12 protein-coding genes and 6 pseudogenes are annotated in these 19,537 nt (G+C 69.4%); 7 read left to right on the top strand and 11 right to left on the bottom strand.

The annotated features are described in order from the left end of the window. Positions 1-11: 11 nt before the first annotated feature. Both B1H29_RS35620 and B1H29_RS35610 read right to left on the bottom strand, forming a co-directional pair. Complete coding sequence (locus B1H29_RS35620; RefSeq protein ID WP_055420061.1) at positions 12-926, bottom strand: MBL fold metallo-hydrolase; 915 nt, start codon at positions 924-926, stop codon at positions 12-14. 1,835 nt (positions 927-2,761) lie between these two features. Beyond that, positions 2,762-5,545 carry a helix-turn-helix transcriptional regulator gene (locus B1H29_RS35610; protein ID WP_055420063.1) on the bottom strand — a complete coding sequence of 928 codons (2,784 nt, stop codon included), beginning with the start codon at positions 5,543-5,545 and terminating at the stop codon, positions 2,762-2,764. Between the two features lie 698 nt (positions 5,546-6,243). Between B1H29_RS35610 and B1H29_RS35605 the strand changes: the two are divergent. Further along, positions 6,244-6,770: pseudogene (locus tag B1H29_RS35605) on the top strand (DinB family protein). Between the two features lie 57 nt (positions 6,771-6,827). Here B1H29_RS35605 and B1H29_RS35600 read toward each other — a convergent pair. After that, positions 6,828-7,241, bottom strand: a pseudogene (locus B1H29_RS35600) (transposase); the annotation flags it as partial. Positions 7,242-7,491: 250 nt separating this feature from the next. Between B1H29_RS35600 and B1H29_RS39695 the strand changes: the two are divergent. Together B1H29_RS39695 and B1H29_RS35595 are read left to right on the top strand one after the other, a co-directional pair. Then, a pseudogene (locus B1H29_RS39695) lies at positions 7,492-7,599 on the top strand (IS5/IS1182 family transposase); the annotation flags it as partial. A gap of 241 nt (positions 7,600-7,840) precedes the next feature. After that, the gene (locus tag B1H29_RS35595; protein WP_234393109.1) at positions 7,841-8,200 is read left to right on the top strand and encodes a hypothetical protein; all 360 of its coding nucleotides are present in this window, start codon (positions 7,841-7,843) and stop codon (positions 8,198-8,200) included. Between the two features lie 60 nt (positions 8,201-8,260). Here B1H29_RS35595 and B1H29_RS38705 read toward each other — a convergent pair. The 3 genes and pseudogenes from B1H29_RS38705 to B1H29_RS35585 all read right to left on the bottom strand — a co-directional run. After that, positions 8,261-8,461 (bottom strand): annotated as a pseudogene (locus tag B1H29_RS38705) (IS110 family transposase); the annotation flags it as partial. A gap of 4 nt (positions 8,462-8,465) precedes the next feature. Next, a pseudogene (locus tag B1H29_RS39690) lies at positions 8,466-8,645 on the bottom strand (hypothetical protein); the annotation flags it as partial. A gap of 68 nt (positions 8,646-8,713) precedes the next feature. After that, a complete protein-coding gene (locus B1H29_RS35585; protein WP_055420852.1) occupies positions 8,714-9,034 on the bottom strand; it encodes an STAS domain-containing protein in 321 nt (106 codons plus the stop codon). Positions 9,035-9,230: 196 nt separating this feature from the next. Here B1H29_RS35585 and B1H29_RS35580 point away from each other — a divergent pair, with 196 nt between their 5' ends. Continuing rightward, positions 9,231-9,590, top strand: coding sequence for a helix-turn-helix transcriptional regulator (locus B1H29_RS35580; protein WP_055420853.1), 360 nt, complete (start codon positions 9,231-9,233; stop codon positions 9,588-9,590). Positions 9,591-10,232: 642 nt separating this feature from the next. Here B1H29_RS35580 and B1H29_RS35570 read toward each other — a convergent pair. Continuing rightward, positions 10,233-10,769, bottom strand: coding sequence for a hypothetical protein (locus tag B1H29_RS35570; RefSeq protein WP_055420854.1), 537 nt, complete (start codon positions 10,767-10,769; stop codon positions 10,233-10,235). A gap of 201 nt (positions 10,770-10,970) precedes the next feature. Beyond that, a pseudogene (locus B1H29_RS35565) lies at positions 10,971-11,998 on the bottom strand (saccharopine dehydrogenase family protein). A 110-nt stretch (positions 11,999-12,108) separates the two neighbouring features. Here B1H29_RS35565 and B1H29_RS35560 point away from each other — a divergent pair. Beyond that, positions 12,109-13,098 carry a helix-turn-helix domain-containing protein gene (locus B1H29_RS35560; RefSeq protein ID WP_055420065.1) on the top strand — a complete coding sequence of 330 codons (990 nt, stop codon included), beginning with the start codon at positions 12,109-12,111 and terminating at the stop codon, positions 13,096-13,098. A gap of 270 nt (positions 13,099-13,368) precedes the next feature. On the opposite strand, the gene B1H29_RS35555 is transcribed toward B1H29_RS35560, so the two are convergent. After that, positions 13,369-14,400 carry an alpha/beta fold hydrolase gene (locus tag B1H29_RS35555; RefSeq protein WP_055420066.1) on the bottom strand — a complete coding sequence of 344 codons (1,032 nt, stop codon included), beginning with the start codon at positions 14,398-14,400 and terminating at the stop codon, positions 13,369-13,371. Positions 14,401-14,729: 329 nt separating this feature from the next. Here B1H29_RS35555 and B1H29_RS35550 point away from each other — a divergent pair, with 329 nt between their 5' ends. Then, positions 14,730-15,194, top strand: coding sequence for a hypothetical protein (locus B1H29_RS35550; protein WP_055420067.1), 465 nt, complete (start codon positions 14,730-14,732; stop codon positions 15,192-15,194). A 193-nt stretch (positions 15,195-15,387) separates the two neighbouring features. Here B1H29_RS35550 and B1H29_RS35545 read toward each other — a convergent pair whose 3' ends face one another. Next, positions 15,388-17,304, bottom strand: a complete 1,917-nt coding sequence (locus B1H29_RS35545; RefSeq protein WP_055420068.1) for an ABC transporter ATP-binding protein — start codon at positions 17,302-17,304, stop codon at positions 15,388-15,390. 242 nt (positions 17,305-17,546) lie between these two features. On the opposite strand from B1H29_RS35545, the gene B1H29_RS35540 reads away from it, so the two are divergent. Then, on the top strand, positions 17,547-19,082 hold the full coding sequence (locus B1H29_RS35540) for a fused MFS/spermidine synthase (RefSeq protein WP_055420069.1): 1,536 nt from the start codon (positions 17,547-17,549) through the stop codon (positions 19,080-19,082). Positions 19,083-19,100: 18 nt separating this feature from the next. On the opposite strand, the gene B1H29_RS35535 is transcribed toward B1H29_RS35540, so the two are convergent. Next, positions 19,101-19,529, bottom strand: a complete 429-nt coding sequence (locus B1H29_RS35535) for a VOC family protein (RefSeq protein WP_055420070.1) — start codon at positions 19,527-19,529, stop codon at positions 19,101-19,103. Positions 19,530-19,537: the final 8 nt, after the last annotated feature.

Genomic DNA, 19,537 nt, shown 5'->3' with positions numbered 1-19,537 from the left:
TTCCGGGGGCGTCAGCCCTGCTCGGAGTACGGGGCGAAGGGCGCCCAGCCCTTGATGTCGAACGTGTTGCCGTTACGCGCGATTTCGGCGGCACCGTGACCACCCAGGTGCGCGGGGATCAGGAGCGCGTTGTTGTCGGCCGCCCAGCCCAGCACCTTGCGGCGGGTGGCGCGGGCGCCCGCAGGGTCCTCGCAGAAGCAGCTGTTGGCGTCCGGCTCGACGATCTGCACCGGGTTGTGCAGCAGGTCACCAACGAACACCGCGCGGTCCGTCCCGGAGGTGAGGGTCAGCACGGAGGAGCCGGGGGTATGTCCGGGAGCCGCGTCCAGGCGCAGGTCGGCGTCGATCTCGTGGCTGTTCCGCCACAGCAGCGTCTGGCCGGCCTGGTGCACCGGGGCCACGCTGTCCTCGAAGACGTTCTGGTTGCCGCGGCCGGGCAGCGGCTGGTGGCCGTTTGCCGGGTTCCAGAAGTCGAAGTCGTCCTTCGGCATCAGATAGGTGGCGTTGGGAAAGGTGGGAACCCAACTCCGCCCGTCAAGGTACGTGTTCCAGCCGACGTGATCGATGTGCAGATGCGTGTTGATCACGATGTCCACGTCCTCGGGCTGGACACCTGCCCGGGCGAGGTTGGCCAGGAAGTCCGTCTCCAGGTGGCTCCAGACCGGCGCGTACGGGCGCTCCTTGTGGTTGCCCACACCGGTGTCGACGAGGATGGTCTTGCCTCCGCTGCGCAGCAGCCAGGTCTGGATCGCGGAATTCACGGTGTGAGTCTCGGAGTCCAGGAAATGCGGGGCCAGCCAGTGGGCGCCGTCTTTCCAGACTTCCTGCGAGCTTTCCGGGAAGAAGGCGTGGGGCTCCATTTCGACGGACCCGTAGTATTCCCAAACGCGGGTGATAGAGACGTTGCCGAGCGTAATCTGTTCCATGTGATTTCCTTGGAGTTCGTAAGGTTCACCCAACCGTACGAGCGGCTCCGGCGGGCGCAGTATCCGTCACGTGACTGCACCGGTGCGTACGGCTCCGAACTCGGGGATCTTCCTCTTGTAGGCCAGGTGAAAGACGAGGCGGCTCCCCGTTTCGAGTTCCGTTCCCGGATGCCTTGTGGACGAGCACGTGGCCACGTCGCCGCGTTCGCGAGGCGGCAGCCGGATCCGTATGCCCGCTTGCTGGCCGTGTCGTGTGCGGTGGCTGTCCCCGCCTTTCACGCCGGCGGCTTTGATGCCTGCACATCAGTGAAACGCAAGGGTGCGCGGTCACTCCGTGACGCGTTCTGGCGGATGTCAGACGGCTCGGGCGTCTTTGCACTGGTCCTTGAGGTCGACGCAGCACACCGCGACAGCCGGGGCCGGCGCGTGCGGCGACGGGATGTCGACGCTCTCGGGCGGGACCATGGTGGTGCGGCCGGGGTCCGGGACGAGCGGGTCCGCGGCTCGCACCAGCGCGGTCGAGTTCGCGTCGAGGCGACTGGTGTGCTGCAGCAGGCGACGGCCGGCTGCGGCTGACGCGCAGTTCCTCCGGGAGCAGGGACAGTGCCCTGACGACTCTGGGGCACGCCGTGTGCGAGGAGAATGCCGGTCGACGGCCGGTGACGCGGATCAGGTGGGCCACGGTCTCGTGCGCACGGTCGGCCGCGGCAGTGAGGCGGGGGGCGCATTCCGAAGCATGGCCCGCCGGGAGACGCTCGAGAGCCGGCCGGGTTCATTCCCCGCTGTTCCGGCCTGTCGGCAAGAAGCCGGACGGGCCCTGAGCCAAGGGCTGCGTACGGCTTCCGTCGAGGTGGAGGGGAGTCGTCGGCGGAGCAGGTGAGCAGCCGGTGTCGGCGGAGTCGTCGGCCCGGGCCCCGGCGATCTGGGGCTGCGTGATCCGCATCTGCCAGAGCATTTCGCGGGTGGCGTCAGGGCTGATGATGTCCGAGGGTGTCACCGTGGTCGTCACCGGGAGCCCGAGGTGGCGACCGCGATGTGTCTCTTGCGGCCGTTGCTTCCCTCTCCGGCGTCGAAGCCGCAGGTGGCCTTGGAGTCGCAGGGGCATCGTCGTGGCCGGTACGGACCCGTCGGCGGAGCTGGTCGGCCGACAGGTATCTGCGCCGGCGTATTCGATGGGAGTCGGGCCGATTGTCCCGAGTCCCGAGTGACGAGCCGTGCGGGACCGCAATTCATGCTCGCGCCGCCGCGTCGGCAGGACGGAACCATGATTGAGATCCAACACCCGTCCTCTGCTGCGCCGATGGCTGGACGACGACGCTGTCCACCTGTCCGAGATCCATGCCGGTCCTGCGGTGATGCAGGGCATCTGCGACGGCAGGCCACGCTCTCTTGGCGCAGACTGCCGACATCGAGATGTACTGGGCTTCCACGCACGCCGCGAGCACCAACGCGTCCACCCAGTGACGCAACAGGATTAGGCCCTCACCGCTTGATCACGACATTCCCCTCAGAGGTACTGCGCCCCCGGTGAGTTCGCGGCGGTTCGCGCCTCGGACCTGTCGGTGGCCCGGGAGCATCCCGGCGAGGCGCTCGCCTCGCCGAGGGGAGCTTCTTCGGGCTGCTCAAAGCCGAGATCGGCACCCGCCGCGGGCCCGACCGGACCACGGCTCGCGCTGAGATCTTCACCTTCATCGAGACCTTCCTTCACCGCAAGCGGTTGCGGAGGCATCCAGTCTGGGGCTACCTCGCCCCGCTGCAGACCCGGCAGCGACACGAGCAAGCACACGCCGTCGCAGCGTAAGCATCGAGTGTCCACTACTGAGGGGAAACCTCACTCAGCCCTGGACGCCGGTTCCCGACAGGATGCCTTCGACCACGTCGCGGAGCTGTGAGCGGGCGGTGATGCCGAGCTTGGGGAACACCCGGTAGAGGTGCGAACCGACCGTACGCGGTGAGAGGAACAGCTTCTCCCCGATCTCACGATTCGTCAGGCCACGGGCAGCCAGCCGGACGATCTGCCGCTGCTGGGGGCTGAGTTCGGCGAAGGCAGTGGGTACGACGTCGCCGGCCTCGATGCCGGCGGCGCGTAGTTCTGCCTGTGCCCGCTCGACCCATGGCCGCGCGCCCAGCCGCTGGAAGGTTTCGAGGGCGGCGCTCAGCAGCGGACGGGCCTCGGCGATACGGCGCTGCCGCCGGAGCCATTCCCCATAGTCGAGCTGTGTCTGCGCCCGTTCGAACGGCCACTGCTCACCTGCGGGTTCCTTGAGCGCTGTGCGGAAGAACGGCTCCGCGTGCTCGGGTTCCGCCAGCAGGGCGCGGCCCCGGTCGATCAGTGTCCTCACCCGTGCCGACATGCCTGTACCGAGGCGCCGCGCCGACCGTTCCAGTAGCTCTGCGGCGTGCTCCTGTCGTCCTCGGCGGACGGCCGCCGCCGCCAGTTCGGCCAGGAGGGTGTAGGAGACGTGGTAGTGGACCGGATCGCCGTCGTCGGTGAACGCGGAGCGGAACTGCGTGTACGCGGTGTCGTAGTCGCCCTCGGCCACGGCCGCCATCCCCAGGGCCCGACGCGCGAAGACCGCGACGGAGCGGCTCTCCAGTGGATCGACGAGAGCCAGGGCTCGTTCGACGAGCCGGCGTGCGGTGGCCGGGTCGCCCAGCAGACCGACCACCGTGGCATCGAGTGCGTGAGCACACGCCTCGGCGTGGTCGAGTCCGGCCGACGATGCCATGGCCGCGATGTCAGTCGCCACCGAGCGGGCCTCGGCCCATCGGCCCTGCTCCAGGCGGGTCCAGCCGGCCGCGCATCCCAGTCCGTCCGGGAGCCGTCCACGGGCCTGCCACTGGTCGAACGCCTCGTCGAAGGTCCTGGCGGCGAGGGTGGTCTGGTCGAGCAGCCAGGCGACGATGGCCAGCGCGGTCAGGCGACTCGCGTCGCCCTTGGCCTCGGCGATGAGCCCGGGCAGGGCCGGTGTGAGGAAGGCTCCTGCGCTGCTGGGGTCGGAGACGGCCAGTACCCAGGCGCGCAGCGCCGCTCCGGCGGCATCGTCGGGCATGCGGGAGAGCAGGCTCTGGATCTGTCGCTGTTGGGACTCCTCGCCCGAGTAGTAACGGACCACCGCCGCCGCGGCCAGCGCGTCGAGAACGAGGGGCGACCGGGCGTCCGCCGCCTCGTCGGCAACACGCGTGAGCAGGGCGAAGGCTGCTGTGTGATGGGAGCCCAGGGACATGAGCTGTCCGGTGGCCAGCGCGGCTTTGCCCAGCAGTGCCTGGTCGTCGGTGCACTCGCGGACTGCGGCGGCCAGGTGTTCCACCCAGCCGAGTTGACCGGTGAAGACGGCGGTCGCGGCGGCTTCGGTCAGAAGACGCGCCCGGTCCTCGCGGCGCGGGCTGAGTTCCGCGGCGCGCTCCTGGGCCGCGGCCGCGGCCGCGAAGCCACCCCGGCGCCGGGCCCGGTCGGCCGTCTGCTGCAGTGCGGCCGACACGTCCTGGTCGGGACGTACGGTCGCGGCGGCGAGGTGCCAGGCGCGGCGGTCGGGCTCCTCGCCCAGCAACTCCGCGAGAGCGAGGTGGGCCCGGCGGCGTTCCCCGAACGACGCGGCATGGTAGACGGCGGAGCGGACGAGCGGGTGGCGGAAGGAGATCCGGGATCCGTCCTGCCGCACGAGACCGGCCCGGTCCGCGGGTACCCATGCCTCGTCGTCCGCCTCGGGAAGTCCCACGGCCGCCGCCGGAGCGTCCGCTGCGTCGGCCGCCGCGAGCAGCAGCAGGATGCGGCGGGTCGGTTCCGGCAGATCCGCCGCGTGCCCCGCGAAGATCCGCTCCAGTCGGTCGGTGACCGGCAGCGGACCCTCCACGCCACTGCCTTCAGGGTGCCGGATCGCGGTGGCGTGGGCGAGTTCCACCAGGGCCAGCGGGTTGCCGGCCGCTTCCTCCAGGATCCGCACCCGGGCTCGGCCGGTGGGCGGCGTGGGCTGCTGGTCCAGCAGCAGGTTGGCCGCCTCGGTGTCCAGCGGGCCGAGCTGGAGGCGCTCGTATCCCTTGTCGAAGCCGGGCAGGGCGGCCGCGGTGCGGACTCCGACCAGCAGCGTGACAGGCTCGCTGTCCATGCGTCGCGCCACGAAGGAGAGAACGTCCAGTGATCCGCGGTCGATCCACTGGGCGTCGTCGACTACCACCAGCAGCGGTGCGGTTTCCGCCAGGTCCGACAACAAGGTCAGGACCGCCAGACCGACGAGCATCGTGTCGGGAGTCTCCGCACACTCTTCGAGCCCCAGGACGGCTCGGAGCGCGGAGCGCTGCCGCGACGGCAGTTCCTCCGCTTCAGCGAGTACCGGGCGCAACAACTGATGAAGACCGGCGAATCCGAGGTGCGCCTCGGATCCGCTCCCCACCGCCCGCAGCACTCGGCAACCCGCGCCCCGTGCACGATCGGCCGCGAGGTCGAACAGCGTGCTCTTTCCGGCACCGGGTTCACCCGTGACGATCAACACGTCGCTGTGGGACCGGTCAGCGCCCACACGCCGGATGATCTCTGCGGTCTCGGTTTCTCGGCCCACCACCGCCGGACCGGAATTGCGCGTCGAGCGCTGGTCCCCACGAGCCCTTCCATCGTTTTGCACGGATGCTCCAAGGAATCGAGATACCCCAGACACTAGCGTGGGGCTACGGCGGCAGCGCCCACAGCGGCATCGAACCGGCTCAGAGCACTCAGAGCGCAGCCGTCGTCCGGGGCACCGATGCAGTCACATGACTGCATACCCCGACTGTTCGTCGAGCCGCGGAATCGTCACGCGGGCACGGCCGCGTCTTTCCGGCGCGGCGGGCAGGAACGGCCGTGCGTCGCCGGTGGTGTCGTGCCATCGACGAAGAGGATCGCCAGTTCGCCGAAGCGTTCACCTCACCCCGGAAACCCGAGCCTCAGGTGGACGAGGGTGGCCAGCAGCCGGTCGGCAAAGACCAACATCTGCTTGCGGCCCGCCCCAGCCTCCCGGCACCGGACACCCCCGCGCCGCTGGTGCAAAGCGGCCTCGCGGGCCGCCGTCCACTTGGGCATGAGTTCTTCGAGCAAGTCGCCGAGGTGTGCGCGGGAGAGCCCGGACAGAGCAGGATGGGAACAGGTCGTACGGGCCCAGGTCGGCTTCACAACTCACCTAACCCGTACGACCCTTCCCTTGTCACGACCCGACTTGCCCCGCTCGCATTCTCCAGGACGCTCACGTGAATTCGTCTCACGCGATGCCTGCTGCGAGCTGAACCGTGGGACCCCGCACCAGAAAACGTGATGGCTGCCCTTCAGATTGCATGCGAGGATCGAACGATGAGCAACCCTCGCTGCGAGCTGCTGCGCTGGCAGTTCAACATGAGCTGGGCACTGTTCGAGTACCACCTGGAGCGGCTCGCGCCCGATGACTTCCTGTGGGAGCCCACTGATATGTCGTGGACAGTGCGCCCGGACACCGCCGACCCTGGCTGCCGGACTGGGCCGATACCGAGCCTGACCCCGTTCCCGTTCCCACCATCGGCTGGGTGAGCTGGCACATCGGCTGGTGGTGGAGCACTGCCGTCGATCACGCACAAGGACGTACTCCCCGGGAGCGTACCGACATCACATGGCCAGGCAACGGACCGGCGGCCGTCGCCTGGCTCCAGGATCTGCGTACCCAGTGGCTGGCGGTCCTCGACAAACTCACCGACGCCGATCTGGATGCCGCCTCCACACTGCCGTGGCAGACTCCGCCGGACAACACCATCGGACACATGCTCGCCTGGCTGAACGCCGAGCTGATGAAGAACGTCGCTGAGATCGGGCAGCTGCGGCTGATTCGGGCGGCATCGAAGCAGTAGGGCTCAGGAGGCTCGTCGTCCAGCACGGCCGCCACGACCTCGAGCCCGATTGCTCCCCAGGTCGTTACCCGCGTCGATGCCCTGGCTGGTAGCCGGCACGTTGGCGGATGTCTTGATGCTCTCTGCGTCCAGCACGCAGGCGCTCGGCTCGGCATTCCGGCCTTCGGCCTCACGTACCAGGCGCCGCAGCAGGCCGTTGAGCTGATCGAAGACACCCTCCTTCTGCCAGGTGGCGAAGTAGCCGTACACCGTCGCCCACGGCGCGAAGCCATGCGGCAGGTACCGCCAGGGGATCCCGGTGCGGTCGACGTACAAGATGGCGTCCATGATGCGGCGCAGGTCATGCCCGGGCGGGCGGCCGATGTCCAGGCTCTTGCCTCTGCGCTCGGCCCGCCAGGCGGTGAGCGTGGGGCCGATCAACTCCCAGCGGGCATCGGACAGATCGCTGGAGTAGGGGCGCTGTCGCGTCATGTTTGGGATCAGACGGGAGCGACTCGACTCAAACGGGCAAGAGTAGTGGAGCTTCCTGTCCCACAGACCGCATTTGCCACTTTGGCCTCAACGGCCACAGATCCACCCACTCGCACAAGCGCCACCAAACAACCTCGCCAGGACGAAACGCTCTTCAACTGATCGTTTCAGAATGAGATTTGTTGTGGTGGCTCGGTGGCCGGGCGTCACGTCGACAGGAGCTGGTGGGTGTCGGCGGCACCGGTATCCGGGGCGGTTGCCGCGCCTGCACGAGGTTCTCCTGGCGGAACTGCGTAAAGAGGGCTTGCTGGCGATGGACGATGCTGCGATCGACGGCTCGCGCGTCAGGGCCCTCAAAGACATCTCAGAGGGTTAACGAGTCGAGTCGTCTCCTGGTCGGGGTGACGGCAAGCCGGGGCGTGCTTCAACGATCGGCATACGTCACCATGGTCTGCCGGGCGGAACAGCATGTGGTGGCCCGGTAGGAGCGGTCTGTCGGTGAGGGTGGGGTCGTCGATCAGAGCGAAGACGAGATCTTGACTGAGGAGCTCGCCGCTCTCGGCCCAATGAGTGGGGGTAGTGGTCGCTTGGTCCGGGTGGTGGCCAAGCTGATGAGGAAGAACGTCCATGAGGTCGATCTGCTTGTCCCCCTGCCTTTCGACGATGCGGTGAAGCGCGTCTCCGATGTGCTCGGGAGGTCGGGCCACGTTATTGAGACCGTGCCAGTTCGCCTTGGTGAGGACGAGACTATCCGCATCGTCGCCAGCGGCGGTGCCGGCGGTCTGAATCCCGTAGTAGTGACCGCGCGAGTGCTGAAGGCCGATGAGGCCAGCTCGGAGGTCTGGCTTCGTGCAGCCGCCAAAGAGGGTCTGATCAGGCAGCGAGCCGGGGAGAAGACCGCCGTCCGTCTCGCCACCCAGTTGAGCAGGGCAACCGGAGCGGACAGGGCAGGCGGGTGAGCGGCAAGCCGACAGTGGCCCTGACTGCGTCTGAGCGCTCGACGCTTCCGGAGACGGAGCCATCGGCGCGAGGGCACGTTGCTCGTCGAAGAACTGCCGGGTCTCGAGGCAGTGACGGAGCTGACCGAGGAAGCGGTTCGGCAAGTGCCGTCGTGCGGCGGCGTGCCAGTCTCCGTGGTCGCGTCGGTGTCGGTAGTGAGCGTTGAATCCGGGTTAGGCGGTAAGGACGGCGAAGGCCCAGAGGAAGCCGGCGTTGCTGAGGCCGGATCTGCGGCGGCACACTCGGCCGTCCGTTCACCGAGGGATACATGTCCTCGAACATCTCAGCCGGAAACAGCCGGCCCCGATGCTCGGCCAGGAACGCGAACACACTCCCGGCCGGAATCAGACCCCGGCACGTCCCCCACACATCCGGCCCGACGGTCTCGCCGGCCCATTCCCCCATCGCCACACAACGAGTCCGGCCCTGCCGCTCACGCGGCAGGGCCACAACCCAAGATCTTCATGAGCCTTCTAGCACGCAGCGGCCTCCTCCACCGTCGCCCGTACCGTCAGAACGGCGTCGACTCCGGTGAGCTCCAGGACGCGCCGCAACTGTTGCGTGGGCGCGGCCACCCGCAGGTCGGTCGCTTGGTGGGTGAGAATCAGCAGATTCAGCAGCGTCGAGTCCGCGAAGGTGATGCCGGACGCGTCCAGGACCACCTTCCGGTGCTCCCTGGTCGCGGTGTCCAGCGCGTCTGCGAGAGACGTGATCGAGTGCATGTCGTACGACCCGCGCGCGACGACGACCCGGACGCCGCGCCCCTCGTACTGCGCCACCGTAACCCCGTCCACAACGCGCGCCTCGTCCCGTTCGGTCGACCGCTCTCCGCTCCCACCGGCGTCGTTCACGTGCCGTGGTGTGCCAGCCCTGCCCGAAGACACCATCGCGTCCCTCCTGTGACCTTCCCTCGGGATCACGTCAGCCTGTTACGCGAAAAGTATGTCATGTATTCGCGGTCCGGCAACGCCGGTCCCTAGAATGCTGTGCATGGTTGGAGTGCCTGAATCACATACCGGATGGACGTTCGTCACCAACCACGCGCGCGTGCTGGCGGCCATCGCCGACAACCCGAACGTCCGGATCCGCGACATCGCTGCCCACTGTCGGCTTACGGAGCGCGCCGTCCAACGGATCATTTCTGATCTCGAACAGGAGGGTTACCTCTCCCACACCCGGGACGGGCGCAGCAACAGGTACCGCATCGAGCCGGACAAGGTGCTGCGTCATCCGGCGGAAGCGGGCCTGTCCGTGGCCGCCCTGCTGTCGCTGCTCGTACAGGACGAGACCGACCGGATGAAGCCGAATGCCGGGTCGTCCCGCCTGGTGGATACCGACAGCACTCGGTAGGGCCGGCCTGCACCTGCGACACGGCCCGAGTCGGGGTCGCCCCCGCACGCCCGCCCGGGCGCCCCGCGCGGGAGTCGGCGGCGGCCGGCCGGATCCCACTCGGCCGCCGGCATGTTGTCGCCCGACCACGCCGGCCGACAGTGCGGCTCGGTCCGCCTGCGCGAGGTGGCCTCGGAACCACCGGGCGAGGCGGCGCCCACCTCGCGGGCCTGCGGCATCTGCGGCGCTGGTTCGATGCCGGGTTCTTCGTCGAGCGGATGCGCCAGCCCGGGGACCGGGAGCGGTTGGGACCGCTCCCCCGGGGCTACGACGAGGTCCGCCGCGTCGGCGCGCGGTGCTGGATGGTCCAGTTCGCCGCCGACGACCCGCAGGGGCGCGCGCCCGGCGATGCTGTCCACCTCCTCCACGACGGAGTCCAGGCTGTCGGCAGCCCCCGCGGATTCGGCGTCGCAGGGGTAGTCATCCGGGAACAGGTCGACGACGGACCGTATCCGGCCAGCGGCGTCGACGACCTCGCCCTGTCACCTCCCGGTGCCCCGGCGCACCGTCGAGGCAGTCCATGGCCCGAGCGTCATCGGTCACGTCCACGCATACTCGCCGTGCCCTGCCGGCGAGGTGAGCACCAGGTGCCGCCGGGCGGCTTCACTCCCTCACGACATGCCCAGCGGCGGTCGCCGCCCTCGACACCGTCCAGATCGCCGTACCCCACAGGGAGAGCGCGGAGACAAGGCCCACCACGAGGCGAACCGTCCGGTCCGGGCCGCCCGCGAGCCACACCGCCGTGCCCGTCGCTCCGGCCGCGCACAACAGTGCCGCCGGCACCCGCAGCCGGGGCTGCTCGAAAACCGCCGAGAGCGGGAGGAAGTGCAGCCCGACGACCAGCGCGACCAGCGGGGGAATGAGCACGGGGGCACCAGTACGCGCGCACACCTGCGCGATGACCACGATCAGCAGCCACTGGAGAGCGTTGATCAGAAGAAATCGCCGGCGCCGGTCTCCCGGGAACGGACCTCCCGCCGACGCGGGCAGAAGACGGCGCGCGGTAAGCATCAGCCCCACCGCGACGGCACAGCCGATCACGACCTCGACCAGCCGCAGCACGCCGTCGAACGCACTCGTGGCCAGCAGCCACCACCCCAGCCCGAACAACGCGAGGAACCCCACCCCTGACTTGAACATGATCAGCACCCTAGACGGGAGAGCAACCCGCCGCTCGGAGGATTCCCGAGTTGACGCGCGTTTCGCCGGGGCTCTTGCAGAAGCCGTCGAACGGACACGGTCGCCGTGCCGGCGGTCAGCGTTCCTCGCGCAGCAGGCGGGTGGCCGCGTGTCCGTCGGCCGGGTGCGGTGGACGCAGGAGTGCGAGTGTGCCGCCTGCCCCTACGGGCGCAGCTCCAGGCTGATGTGAGGGGACAACGCACCGAGGAAGTCCGCCGCGTCGAAGAGCGCGCCCGCGGAAACGACCCCGACCGCATCGGTCCGGCCGCCGAGCACGCGGCCGAGCGCTTCCACCACCAGCGGGGCGGTGACGGCGTAGGTGTCCTGCCCCCGGGCGACGGCACGTCGTTCGGCGCCATCCGCGCGCACCAGGACGTCGACGAGAAAGGTCTGAGCGGACCGCCCCTGCTCGTCCACCGCGGCCGGCGCCGGTGTGTCCGGTGCGGCGATGTCCCGCGCCGCCTCAACCGTCATGTAGGTGCGCACTTCGGGAATGGCCAGGTGGCTCGGAATGGTCACCACGTCGGCCATCGTGAATCCCGCGATCACGGAGCGTCGGCCCACGGGGGCGGGGAAAGCCCAGTCCTGGGTCGCCGTCGCGACGTCCGTGTACTCCAACCGCCCGCCGGTGTAGCGGACGTACCGGCCGTCGCGCCGCTGCCGTGAGACGGCGCCCGCCTCACGTGTCCCCGCGGTGGGGTGCCAGTTGCTCAGTCCGTACGCGATGTGCGCCTCGTCGGCCACCGTCCAGTCACCCATGGCGGCAGTGGCCAGCAGGTCGCCGAAGCCGCCGAAGAAGGCCATCGCCGGGACGATCAGCACCCCGCGTCCCGGGCCCGGTCGGCGAAGTGGGCGAAGGTGTCCACGTTGGCCTCGATCTCGGCCGCCACGTCCAGGTACGGGACCCCTGCCCGCAGGGCCGCCTCGATCACCGGTGAGGCCGTCACGGCGAAGGGACCAGCGCAGTTGATCACGGCCGCCGCTCCGGCCAGCGCACGATCGAGCGAGGCCGGGTCGTCGACCGAGGCGGGGCGGGCGTCCAACCCCGTCTCGTGCGCCAGCGTCTTCAGCTTCTCGGCGTCGCGGCCGGAGAGGACCGGAAGGAACCCGCGTTCCCTCAGCTCGGCCACCACGAACCGCCCGGTGTGCCCGTACGCGCCGAACACCGCCACCGTCTGGCCCGATCCCATGAGTTCTCCCGTGTGCTCGAATGACCCGCCGCGCTCTGACAGGAACATCCTCGCGAGAAGCGGCACTCACCTCCACTGTCCGGAACGCCACGGCCCATACAATTCCGGACATGACCACTGTCGCGCTGGCCGCCACCGACGGCATGCTGCACTTCGAGCTCTCCCTGGCGTGTGAGGTGTTCGGGACCGGCCTGGCGGGCGTGGCGCGCCCCTGGTACCGCCTCTCGGTGTGCGGCCCGAGTGCCGTGCGGGTCGGCCGCTTCAGCCTGGAGCCCGACCACGGGCTCGACCGTCTTCCATGCGCCGACACCGTGATCGTCCCGGGTTGGGCCGACATCGACCAGGACCCGCCGGCCGAACTGATCGAGGCGGTACGCGAAGCCCACGTCGCCGGCGCGCGCGTGGCCTCCCTGTGCACGGGTGCCTTCGTGCTGGCCGCCGCCGGCCTGCTGGACGGAAAGCGCGCGACCACGCACTGGGCCCACACCGGGGAGCTGGCCAGGCGCCACCCACGGGTGGCGGTCGACCCGGACGTCCTCTATGTGGACAACGGCAGCGTGCTCACCTCCGCCGGCAAGGCCGCGGCCATGGATCTGTGCCTCCACCTCGTTCGCCTCGACCACGGCGCCTCGGTCGCCAACAGGCTCGCCCGCCGCCTGGTCGTGCCACCGCACCGGGCCGGCGGTCAGGCCCAGTTCGTGGCCACCCCGGTCCCCGCCCCGGACAACCACCCGCTCGCCGGGCTCTTCCCCTGGGTCCTGCAGCGGCTCGACCACCCGCTCACCGTCGAGGACCTGGCCCGCCAGGCTCGGATGAGCTCGCGCAACCTGGGCCGTCACTTCAGGTCGGCGACCGGCACCACTCCGCTGCAGTGGCTGCTCACGCAGCGCATCCGTCACGCGCAGGAGCTGCTGGAGACAACGGACGACACCGTCGACAGGATCGCCGCGGCAACCGGCATGGGCACCGCCACGACGCTGCGCCGCCACTTTCACCGGACGGTCGGCGTGCCGCCGGACACCTACCGCCGCACCTTCCGCTCACAGACCGGCCCCGCTGGGACGGACCCGGCGCCGATCGTCGACGCCCTCCGCCCCTAGTCCGTCGTGCCAGCCGGAACCAGGTCTCGGGCGGATTCGCCTCTTCGTACTCGGGGCCGTGGGACGGCAACACCACGTTCTTACGGGCGGCGGCGTTTCGCGTCAGGGTGAGGGCGTCCCCGACCGTCGACGGATGGGCTCCGGCGAGGAACACGGCCTCCACGCCGTCGAAGGCCCGGGCACACTCCAGCGGCCGGGTGATCGGCCCTTCCACGTCGTCGACCCTGTCGGGCCAGCCACCGCACTGGTCCGGCTCTGGCGCAGGCGCGGTCATCCATCGAGGAAGCGCAACAGCTCGGCGGTGACGAACCGGGGGTTCTCCTCGACGAGCCAGTGCCCGGCGTTCGGTACGTCCACCGCCCGCACGATGTCGGTCATGCGCGGGGCCACTGTGCCACGGATCGCGTCGAGCTGTCCCTGGGCGGTCATGAGCAGGACCGGGACACGTGTCGGTGCTGCTGCCACGGTGTCGCGGACGTCTTCGTCGAGGGCGCGGTAGAGCTCGAAGCCGCCCGACAGGACCTTGGGCCGGCTGTAGGTGCGTGCGTACTCCTTGATCTCGGCGTCGGTGAAGGGGGACCTGGCGGAGGTGCCACCGAACGCCGTGCCGCCGTAAGCGACCTGGGGATAGAACAGCGTTAGGTACGCGCGGACATCGTCGCCCACCACCGCCTCGGGGACCCGGCGCTGGGAGTGAAAGGCGATGTGCCAACTCAGTGAGCGGTAGGTGGGCGCGTCGATCGCGGGCCCGGGCAGCGGCAGGTCGAGGTAGCCGAGGCGTGCGGTGTCGTCGGGGAATCGGCTGGCGTACTGGAATGCCACCGCGGCGCCGAGATCGTGTCCGATGACACGGGCGTCACGCACCCCGAGCCGGTCGGCGACCAGCGTGTGCACGTACCGCGCCAGCGTGGCTTTGTCGTAGCCGGTCGGCGTGCCGGTGCTGTCCCCCAGCCCGGGAAGGTCAACGGCGTAGACGGTGTGGTGCTTGGCCAGTTCGGGCATGATCGGCCACCAGCCGTACCAGGTCTGCGGCCAACCGTGTATCAGCACGACCGGCGTACCGCTCCCCCCGGTCACATAGTGCATCCGGACGCCGTCGACGTCGGCGAACTCGTGTCGGAAGGTGTTCTCGAACCGGGGATCGTCCTGGGTGGCGACCGCGTAGGCGGGAACGTCGTCGCCTGCTGAGGGCGTGGAGCAGGCCGCGGTGGCGATCGCGAGCAGGAGGGTGAGCACGACGGTTGCCACCATGTGCGCGGACCGGAGGAAGCGGTGCGGCAACGGCTGTGGTGCTGTGATCATGTGTTCCCGTCCTGGAGAAGGTGGCTCAACGGCCGGTCTCGTCGTCGACACGTTCGCGGAGGATCTCCGCGTGGTTGTGCCGGTACGCGCTCAGTCTCGCCAGGCACTCCACGACCTGGCACGCGATCTTGCGGTTTCGGCAAGATGGTCCGATGGATCGCAAGACGGGCGGCGGAAGTGGCGGCCTGCCTCCGGCCGAAGTGGCCGGTGTTTCCAAGGCGATGTCCCGGCCTGGGCTTTGTCGTGTCACGGTCGTGTGACCACGCTGGCCCCCGGCGTTTCCTCCCGCGCATGATGTCACTCGCACTTACAACATCCAGGGGGGAATCATGCGTATCCGTATCACCACCGCAGCCGTCACCGCCGTACTCGCCGTCAGCCTTGTCGGCTGCAGCAGCGACGACGACACCGACAGCAAGGCCGACACCGCCCCGAGCACCGCGGCTGCGACCTCGAGCAGCGCGGCTGCGGCTCCGAGCAGCGCACCTGCGGCTTCGAACACCGCGGACAGCAGAGAGACCTCCGAGGCCGACAAGGTCGTCCTGCCCGAGCCCACCGGCGACGAGCGAACCGCCGTCCTCGCGGCGATAAAGGACGTCAACCCCAAGCTCGTCCAGGACGAGGACAAGGCCATCGAAAAGGCGCGCTACCAGTGTGTGAACCTGGACGGCGGCGTCTCCGACACGGTCGACAGTGCACTGGAACTGTTCTCCTACGGCGGTGTCATGCTCACCGATGACGACGCACGTCACCTCAACACAGGCCTGCGCAACACACTCTGTCCCGAAGCCTGATCAGCCCCCGCTCCCCCCCGGCCCGGCCGCACCCTCCGTGGCCGGGCCTCGCCATATCCGACGTGTGCACCGCCTGCGGCCCGGCACATGGTCGGGGCGTCCTGCCGCGGCCCGCATCACGGAGGCCGCGCGTGCGGCCGCGACCGGGACTCCCTCCCCCTGTCCGGCCGACGGGCCGCACCGACCGGATCGGTCACGTGGGTCCGGTGCTCGTGGGCGTGTGCGGTGTCCCGCGGTAACCGTCCGGCACCGGGTCCGCCGGTCCGGGCAGCCCAGCGGGACCAACTCCTGGCATCGGGCGCCCGAGGGCCGACTCGGTGCTCTCGCCGAGGAAGCCGCCCGACTGGTGCTGCCACAGCTTGGCGTAGGCGCCGTTCGACGCGAGCAGCTCCTTGTGGGCACCCTGCTCGACGACCCTTCCGCGGTCGAGGACGACGAGACGGTCCATGCCGGCGACGGTGCTCAGACGGTGTGCGACCACGAGGGCCGTACGTCCGTCCATCAGCCGCCACAGGGCGTCCTGGACCAGGAGTTCGCTCTCCGAGTCCAGTGCGCTGGTCGCCTCGTCGAGCAGCAGGATCGGCGCGTCACGCAGGATGGCCCTGGCGAGGGCGACGCGCTGGCGCTGACCGCCCGAGAGTTTGACTCCCCTCTCCCCCACCAGGGTCGCGAAGCCGTCGGGGAGTTGGCCGGCGAACTCCGTGACGTGCGCGGCCGCGGCCGCCGCGTGGATCTCGTCGTCGGTGGCTTTGGGCCGGGCGAAGGCGATGTTGTCCCGCAGGCTGCGGTGGAACATGGCGGGTTCCTGCGGGACGTAGGCGATCAGGGAGCGCAGGTCGCACTGGCGCAGCCGGCTGATGTCCTGACCACCGATCAGGATGCGTCCGTCGTCGATGTCCGACATCCGCAGCAGGAGCCGGGTGAGTGTGGTCTTGCCGCCGCCCGACCTGCCGACCAGACCGATGCGCGCGCCCGCGGGCACGTCCAGGTCGAGTGCCTGGAAGATCGGTTTCGCACCCGCGTGGGAGAAGGTCACCGACTCGAAGCGGATGCCGGTGTCCCGCGGTGCGAGCGGTTCGGGTTCCGTCGGGTCCAGCACGGTGGGCGGATCCAGCAGCAGCTCCGTGAACTGCGCGGCCTCGGTCATCGAGCTTTCCAGACGCCGGTAGATCTGGTTGAACTCGAACATGATCTGGGTCGCGTTGGAGTAGTAGGTGAAGGCGACGACGACCTCCTCCACTCCCTGGCCCGGACCACCGAAGGCGATGGCGACCAACAGCCCCAGCACGTTGGTCAGCACGGACATGGGGGCGATCAAGGTGTCGACGCGCAGATTGCCGTAGTCCCACGACCTCAGCGTCAGACGCCGGGAGTCGGCGACGCGGCCGCGGTGTTCGTCGGCCTCCCTCCGCTCGGCCGCGAACGCCCGGATGGTCTCCATGTTCATGAGGCTGTCGGCGACGTGCCCGGAGACCCGGGCGATCGCCGCCTCACGGTCGTTGACGAGCCTCTGCCGGCGGCGGATCAGAGGTGTCGCGGCCAAGACGGTCAGCGCGATCATCACGAGAAGGCCGGCGACGAGCATCGGCTCGTAGCTCCACAGCACCACGGCGCCGAACACCAGGGGGACGAGACTGCCCACGATCCGGTATGTCACCGTGTCGACGAAGTCCTCGAAGCGCTTGCCGAAGCTCAGCACCCGCTTGGTCAGGGAGCCGGCGAAGTTGTCGTGGAAGAATGCCGCGTCCTTGGCGAGGAGTTCGTCCATGCCGCTCACGTACAGGTGTTCCATGCCGAGGGCGTCCACACGGTTCAGGCAGTGCTGCCCGACGCGCCACACGGCCTCGGCGAGCAGCAGCGTCACACCGAAGCCCAGAACATACGGCAGGGCCGAGGTGAGGGTGAGACCGCTGTCTTCGGCGGCCTGCCCCGCAAGTTTGGCGATCAGCAGGGGGGCGACGTAGCGGATGCCGATGTTGCCCACGGCAGGCAGCAGCAGCGCGGGCAGGGCCAGCCGTCGTAGTCGCAGCAGTTCCCGGCCGTAGCGGTGCAGTGCCAGAACGACCGCGCTCCTGCCCGGTGTCGGCCCTCGCGTGTCTGTCGTCCCCATCACGCTCCCGGAGGTTCGGAAGTCGGCAGTTTCCCGGCAAGGGAGGTTCTCAGTCCAGGCATTTAACGCGGACGGTCGAGAACCGGACACCACTGTGTCCGGCGCCGGCAGCGGACGTACCGGGTGGTGAGCGCGCGGTAGTTGACGCGCGTGTCCGGCCGCTCGGCTCCGCCGGTCACAGCGCGGCCCGTCCGCGGCTCGCCCGGCTCCTAAGGACGCGAACGCGTGCGAGGATGTCCCCTGTGACCAGATTGTCTTCCTCGCCTGTCACCGAGGGCAGGCCTCCTCACCACGGCCTGGGTCCCCGTGCCGCTGCCGTGCTTGTGTTCGGGTCCTCGGCCGCGGTCCTGGTGGTCGAGATCGTCTCTTTACGGCTGTTGGCTCCCTACCTCGGCCTCACCCTCGAGACCAGCACCATGGTGATCGGTATCGCCCTCACCGCGATCGCCCTCGGCTCCTGGCTGGGCGGACGCATCGCCGACCAGGTCGATCCCCGTCGGCTCATAGGCCCCTCGCTCGGCATCTCGGGAGCGGTCGTGGCGCTCACCCCCGCCGTGCTGCGCACGACAGCGGAGTGGGCCCCGGCGATGCTCCTGCTGATCGCGTCGCTGACCATCCTCGTGCCGGGCGCGCTGCTCTCCGCGGTGACACCGGTGGTGACCAAGTTGCGCCTCTCCAGCCTCGCCGAGACCGGAACGGTCGTCGGCCGGCTGTCCGGCGTCGGCACCGTCGGAGCCATCGCGGGCACCGTCCTCACCGGCTTCGTCCTCGTGTCGCGCTTGCCGGTCAGCGGCATCCTGATCGGCCTCGGATCGCTGCTGGTGATCGGCTCGGCGCTGGTCGAGTGGCGAACGCGCGGGTGGAGCAGCGCCCCGGTCCTCACGCTCGTGGTCGTTGCCGGCGGCCTCGCCACGACGGTCGCGCCCGGCGGCTGCGACGCGGAGACCAGGTACCACTGCGCACAGGTCGTCGCGGACCCCGAGCGGGAGAGCGGCCGCACGCTCGTCCTGGACGGCGTGCGGCACTCCTACGTCGACCTCGACGACCCGACCTTCCTGAAGTTCACGTATGTGCGTGCCATCGCGTCGGTGACCGACGCCGCCTTCCCGGAAGGCGAGCCACTCGTCGCCCACCACCTGGGGGGCGGCGGGCTCACCCTTCCCCGATACCTTGCGGCCACGCGGCCCGGGACCCGCAGCCTGGTGTCCGAGATCGACGACGGCGTCGTGCGCGTCGACCGCGACCGACTCGGTCTGAGGTCGGTTTCGGGTGTCCGCGTACGCGCCGAGGACGGCAGGCTCGGCCTGCGGCGTCTGGACACCGGCAGCCGTGACCTCGTCATCGGCGACGCCTTCGGCGGCGTCAGCGTGCCATGGCACCTCACCACCATGGAGGCGATGACTGACGTACGGCGGGTGCTCAACGAGGACGGCCTGTACATCGCCAACCTCATCGATCACGGTGCTCTGGCCTTCGCACGTGCCGAAGCAGCCACCCTCGGCGCGGTCTTCGAGCACGTCGCCCTCGTCGGGGACCCGAGCGACATCGGCCCCGACACGACCGCCACCGCCGAGGGTGGCAATCTGGTGGTACTCGCCTCCGACCGGCCGGTCGACCTGCGCGCGGCCCAGGAAGGGCTGGACGCCAGGCGAACCGGCTGGAAGATCGCCACTGGAGACGACCTCACCGCCTGGATCGGCGACGCCCAACTGCTCACCGACGACTACGCACCCGTCGACCAGCTCCTCCAGCCCTCCAGGACACGAGGCAAACCGTGACAGGCGCGGCAAGGGCGCTCAGTCGAGACAGAACTCGTTGCCCTCGATGTCCTGCATCACGATGCACGAATCGTTGCCGTCGTACAGGAGTCGCACGCGTACGGCGCCGAGCGCGACCAGTCGTGTGCACTCGGCTTCGAGCGTGGCGAGGCGCTCTTCGCCCACGAGCCCGGTGCCGACCCGCACATCGAGGTGCAGCCGGTTCTTGGCCACCTTCCCTTCGGGAACGCGCTGGAAGAACAGGCGCGGGCCCGTATCGGAGGGATCACTGCAGGCGAACCATGCACCCTGATCCGCAGGGGGCCGGGAGCGGTCGAACTCGTCCCAGGTGGCGAACCCCTGCGGGGGCGACGATACGACATACCCCAGCACCTCGCACCAGAAGCGGGCGACACGCTCAGGTTCCGCGCAGTCGAAGGTGACCTGGAACTGCCTGATCAGTGACATCGGCGCAC

The sequence above is a fragment of the Streptomyces pactum genome, assembly GCF_002005225.1.
Classification (GTDB): Bacteria; Actinomycetota; Actinomycetes; order Streptomycetales; family Streptomycetaceae; genus Streptomyces; species Streptomyces pactum_A.
Note: the sequence above shows the minus strand (reverse complement) of the source record. Positions and strands in the feature narration are given on the sequence as shown.

Bases quoted from the DNA above. Each gene is read 5' to 3' on its own strand.
- B1H29_RS35620 (WP_055420061.1), bottom strand. From the start codon at position 926: ATGGAACAGATTACGCTCGGCAACGTCTCTATCACCCGCGTTTGGGAA.
- B1H29_RS35580 (WP_055420853.1), top strand. From the start codon at position 9,231: ATGGTTGGAGTGCCTGAATCACATACCGGATGGACGTTCGTCACCAAC.
- B1H29_RS35570 (WP_055420854.1), bottom strand. From the start codon at position 10,769: ATGTTCAAGTCAGGGGTGGGGTTCCTCGCGTTGTTCGGGCTGGGGTGG.
- B1H29_RS35560 (WP_055420065.1), top strand. From the start codon at position 12,109: ATGACCACTGTCGCGCTGGCCGCCACCGACGGCATGCTGCACTTCGAG.
- B1H29_RS35555 (WP_055420066.1), bottom strand. From the start codon at position 14,400: ATGATCACAGCACCACAGCCGTTGCCGCACCGCTTCCTCCGGTCCGCG.
- B1H29_RS35550 (WP_055420067.1), top strand. From the start codon at position 14,730: ATGCGTATCCGTATCACCACCGCAGCCGTCACCGCCGTACTCGCCGTC.
- B1H29_RS35545 (WP_055420068.1), bottom strand. From the start codon at position 17,304: ATGGGGACGACAGACACGCGAGGGCCGACACCGGGCAGGAGCGCGGTC.
- B1H29_RS35535 (WP_055420070.1), bottom strand. From the start codon at position 19,529: ATGTCACTGATCAGGCAGTTCCAGGTCACCTTCGACTGCGCGGAACCT.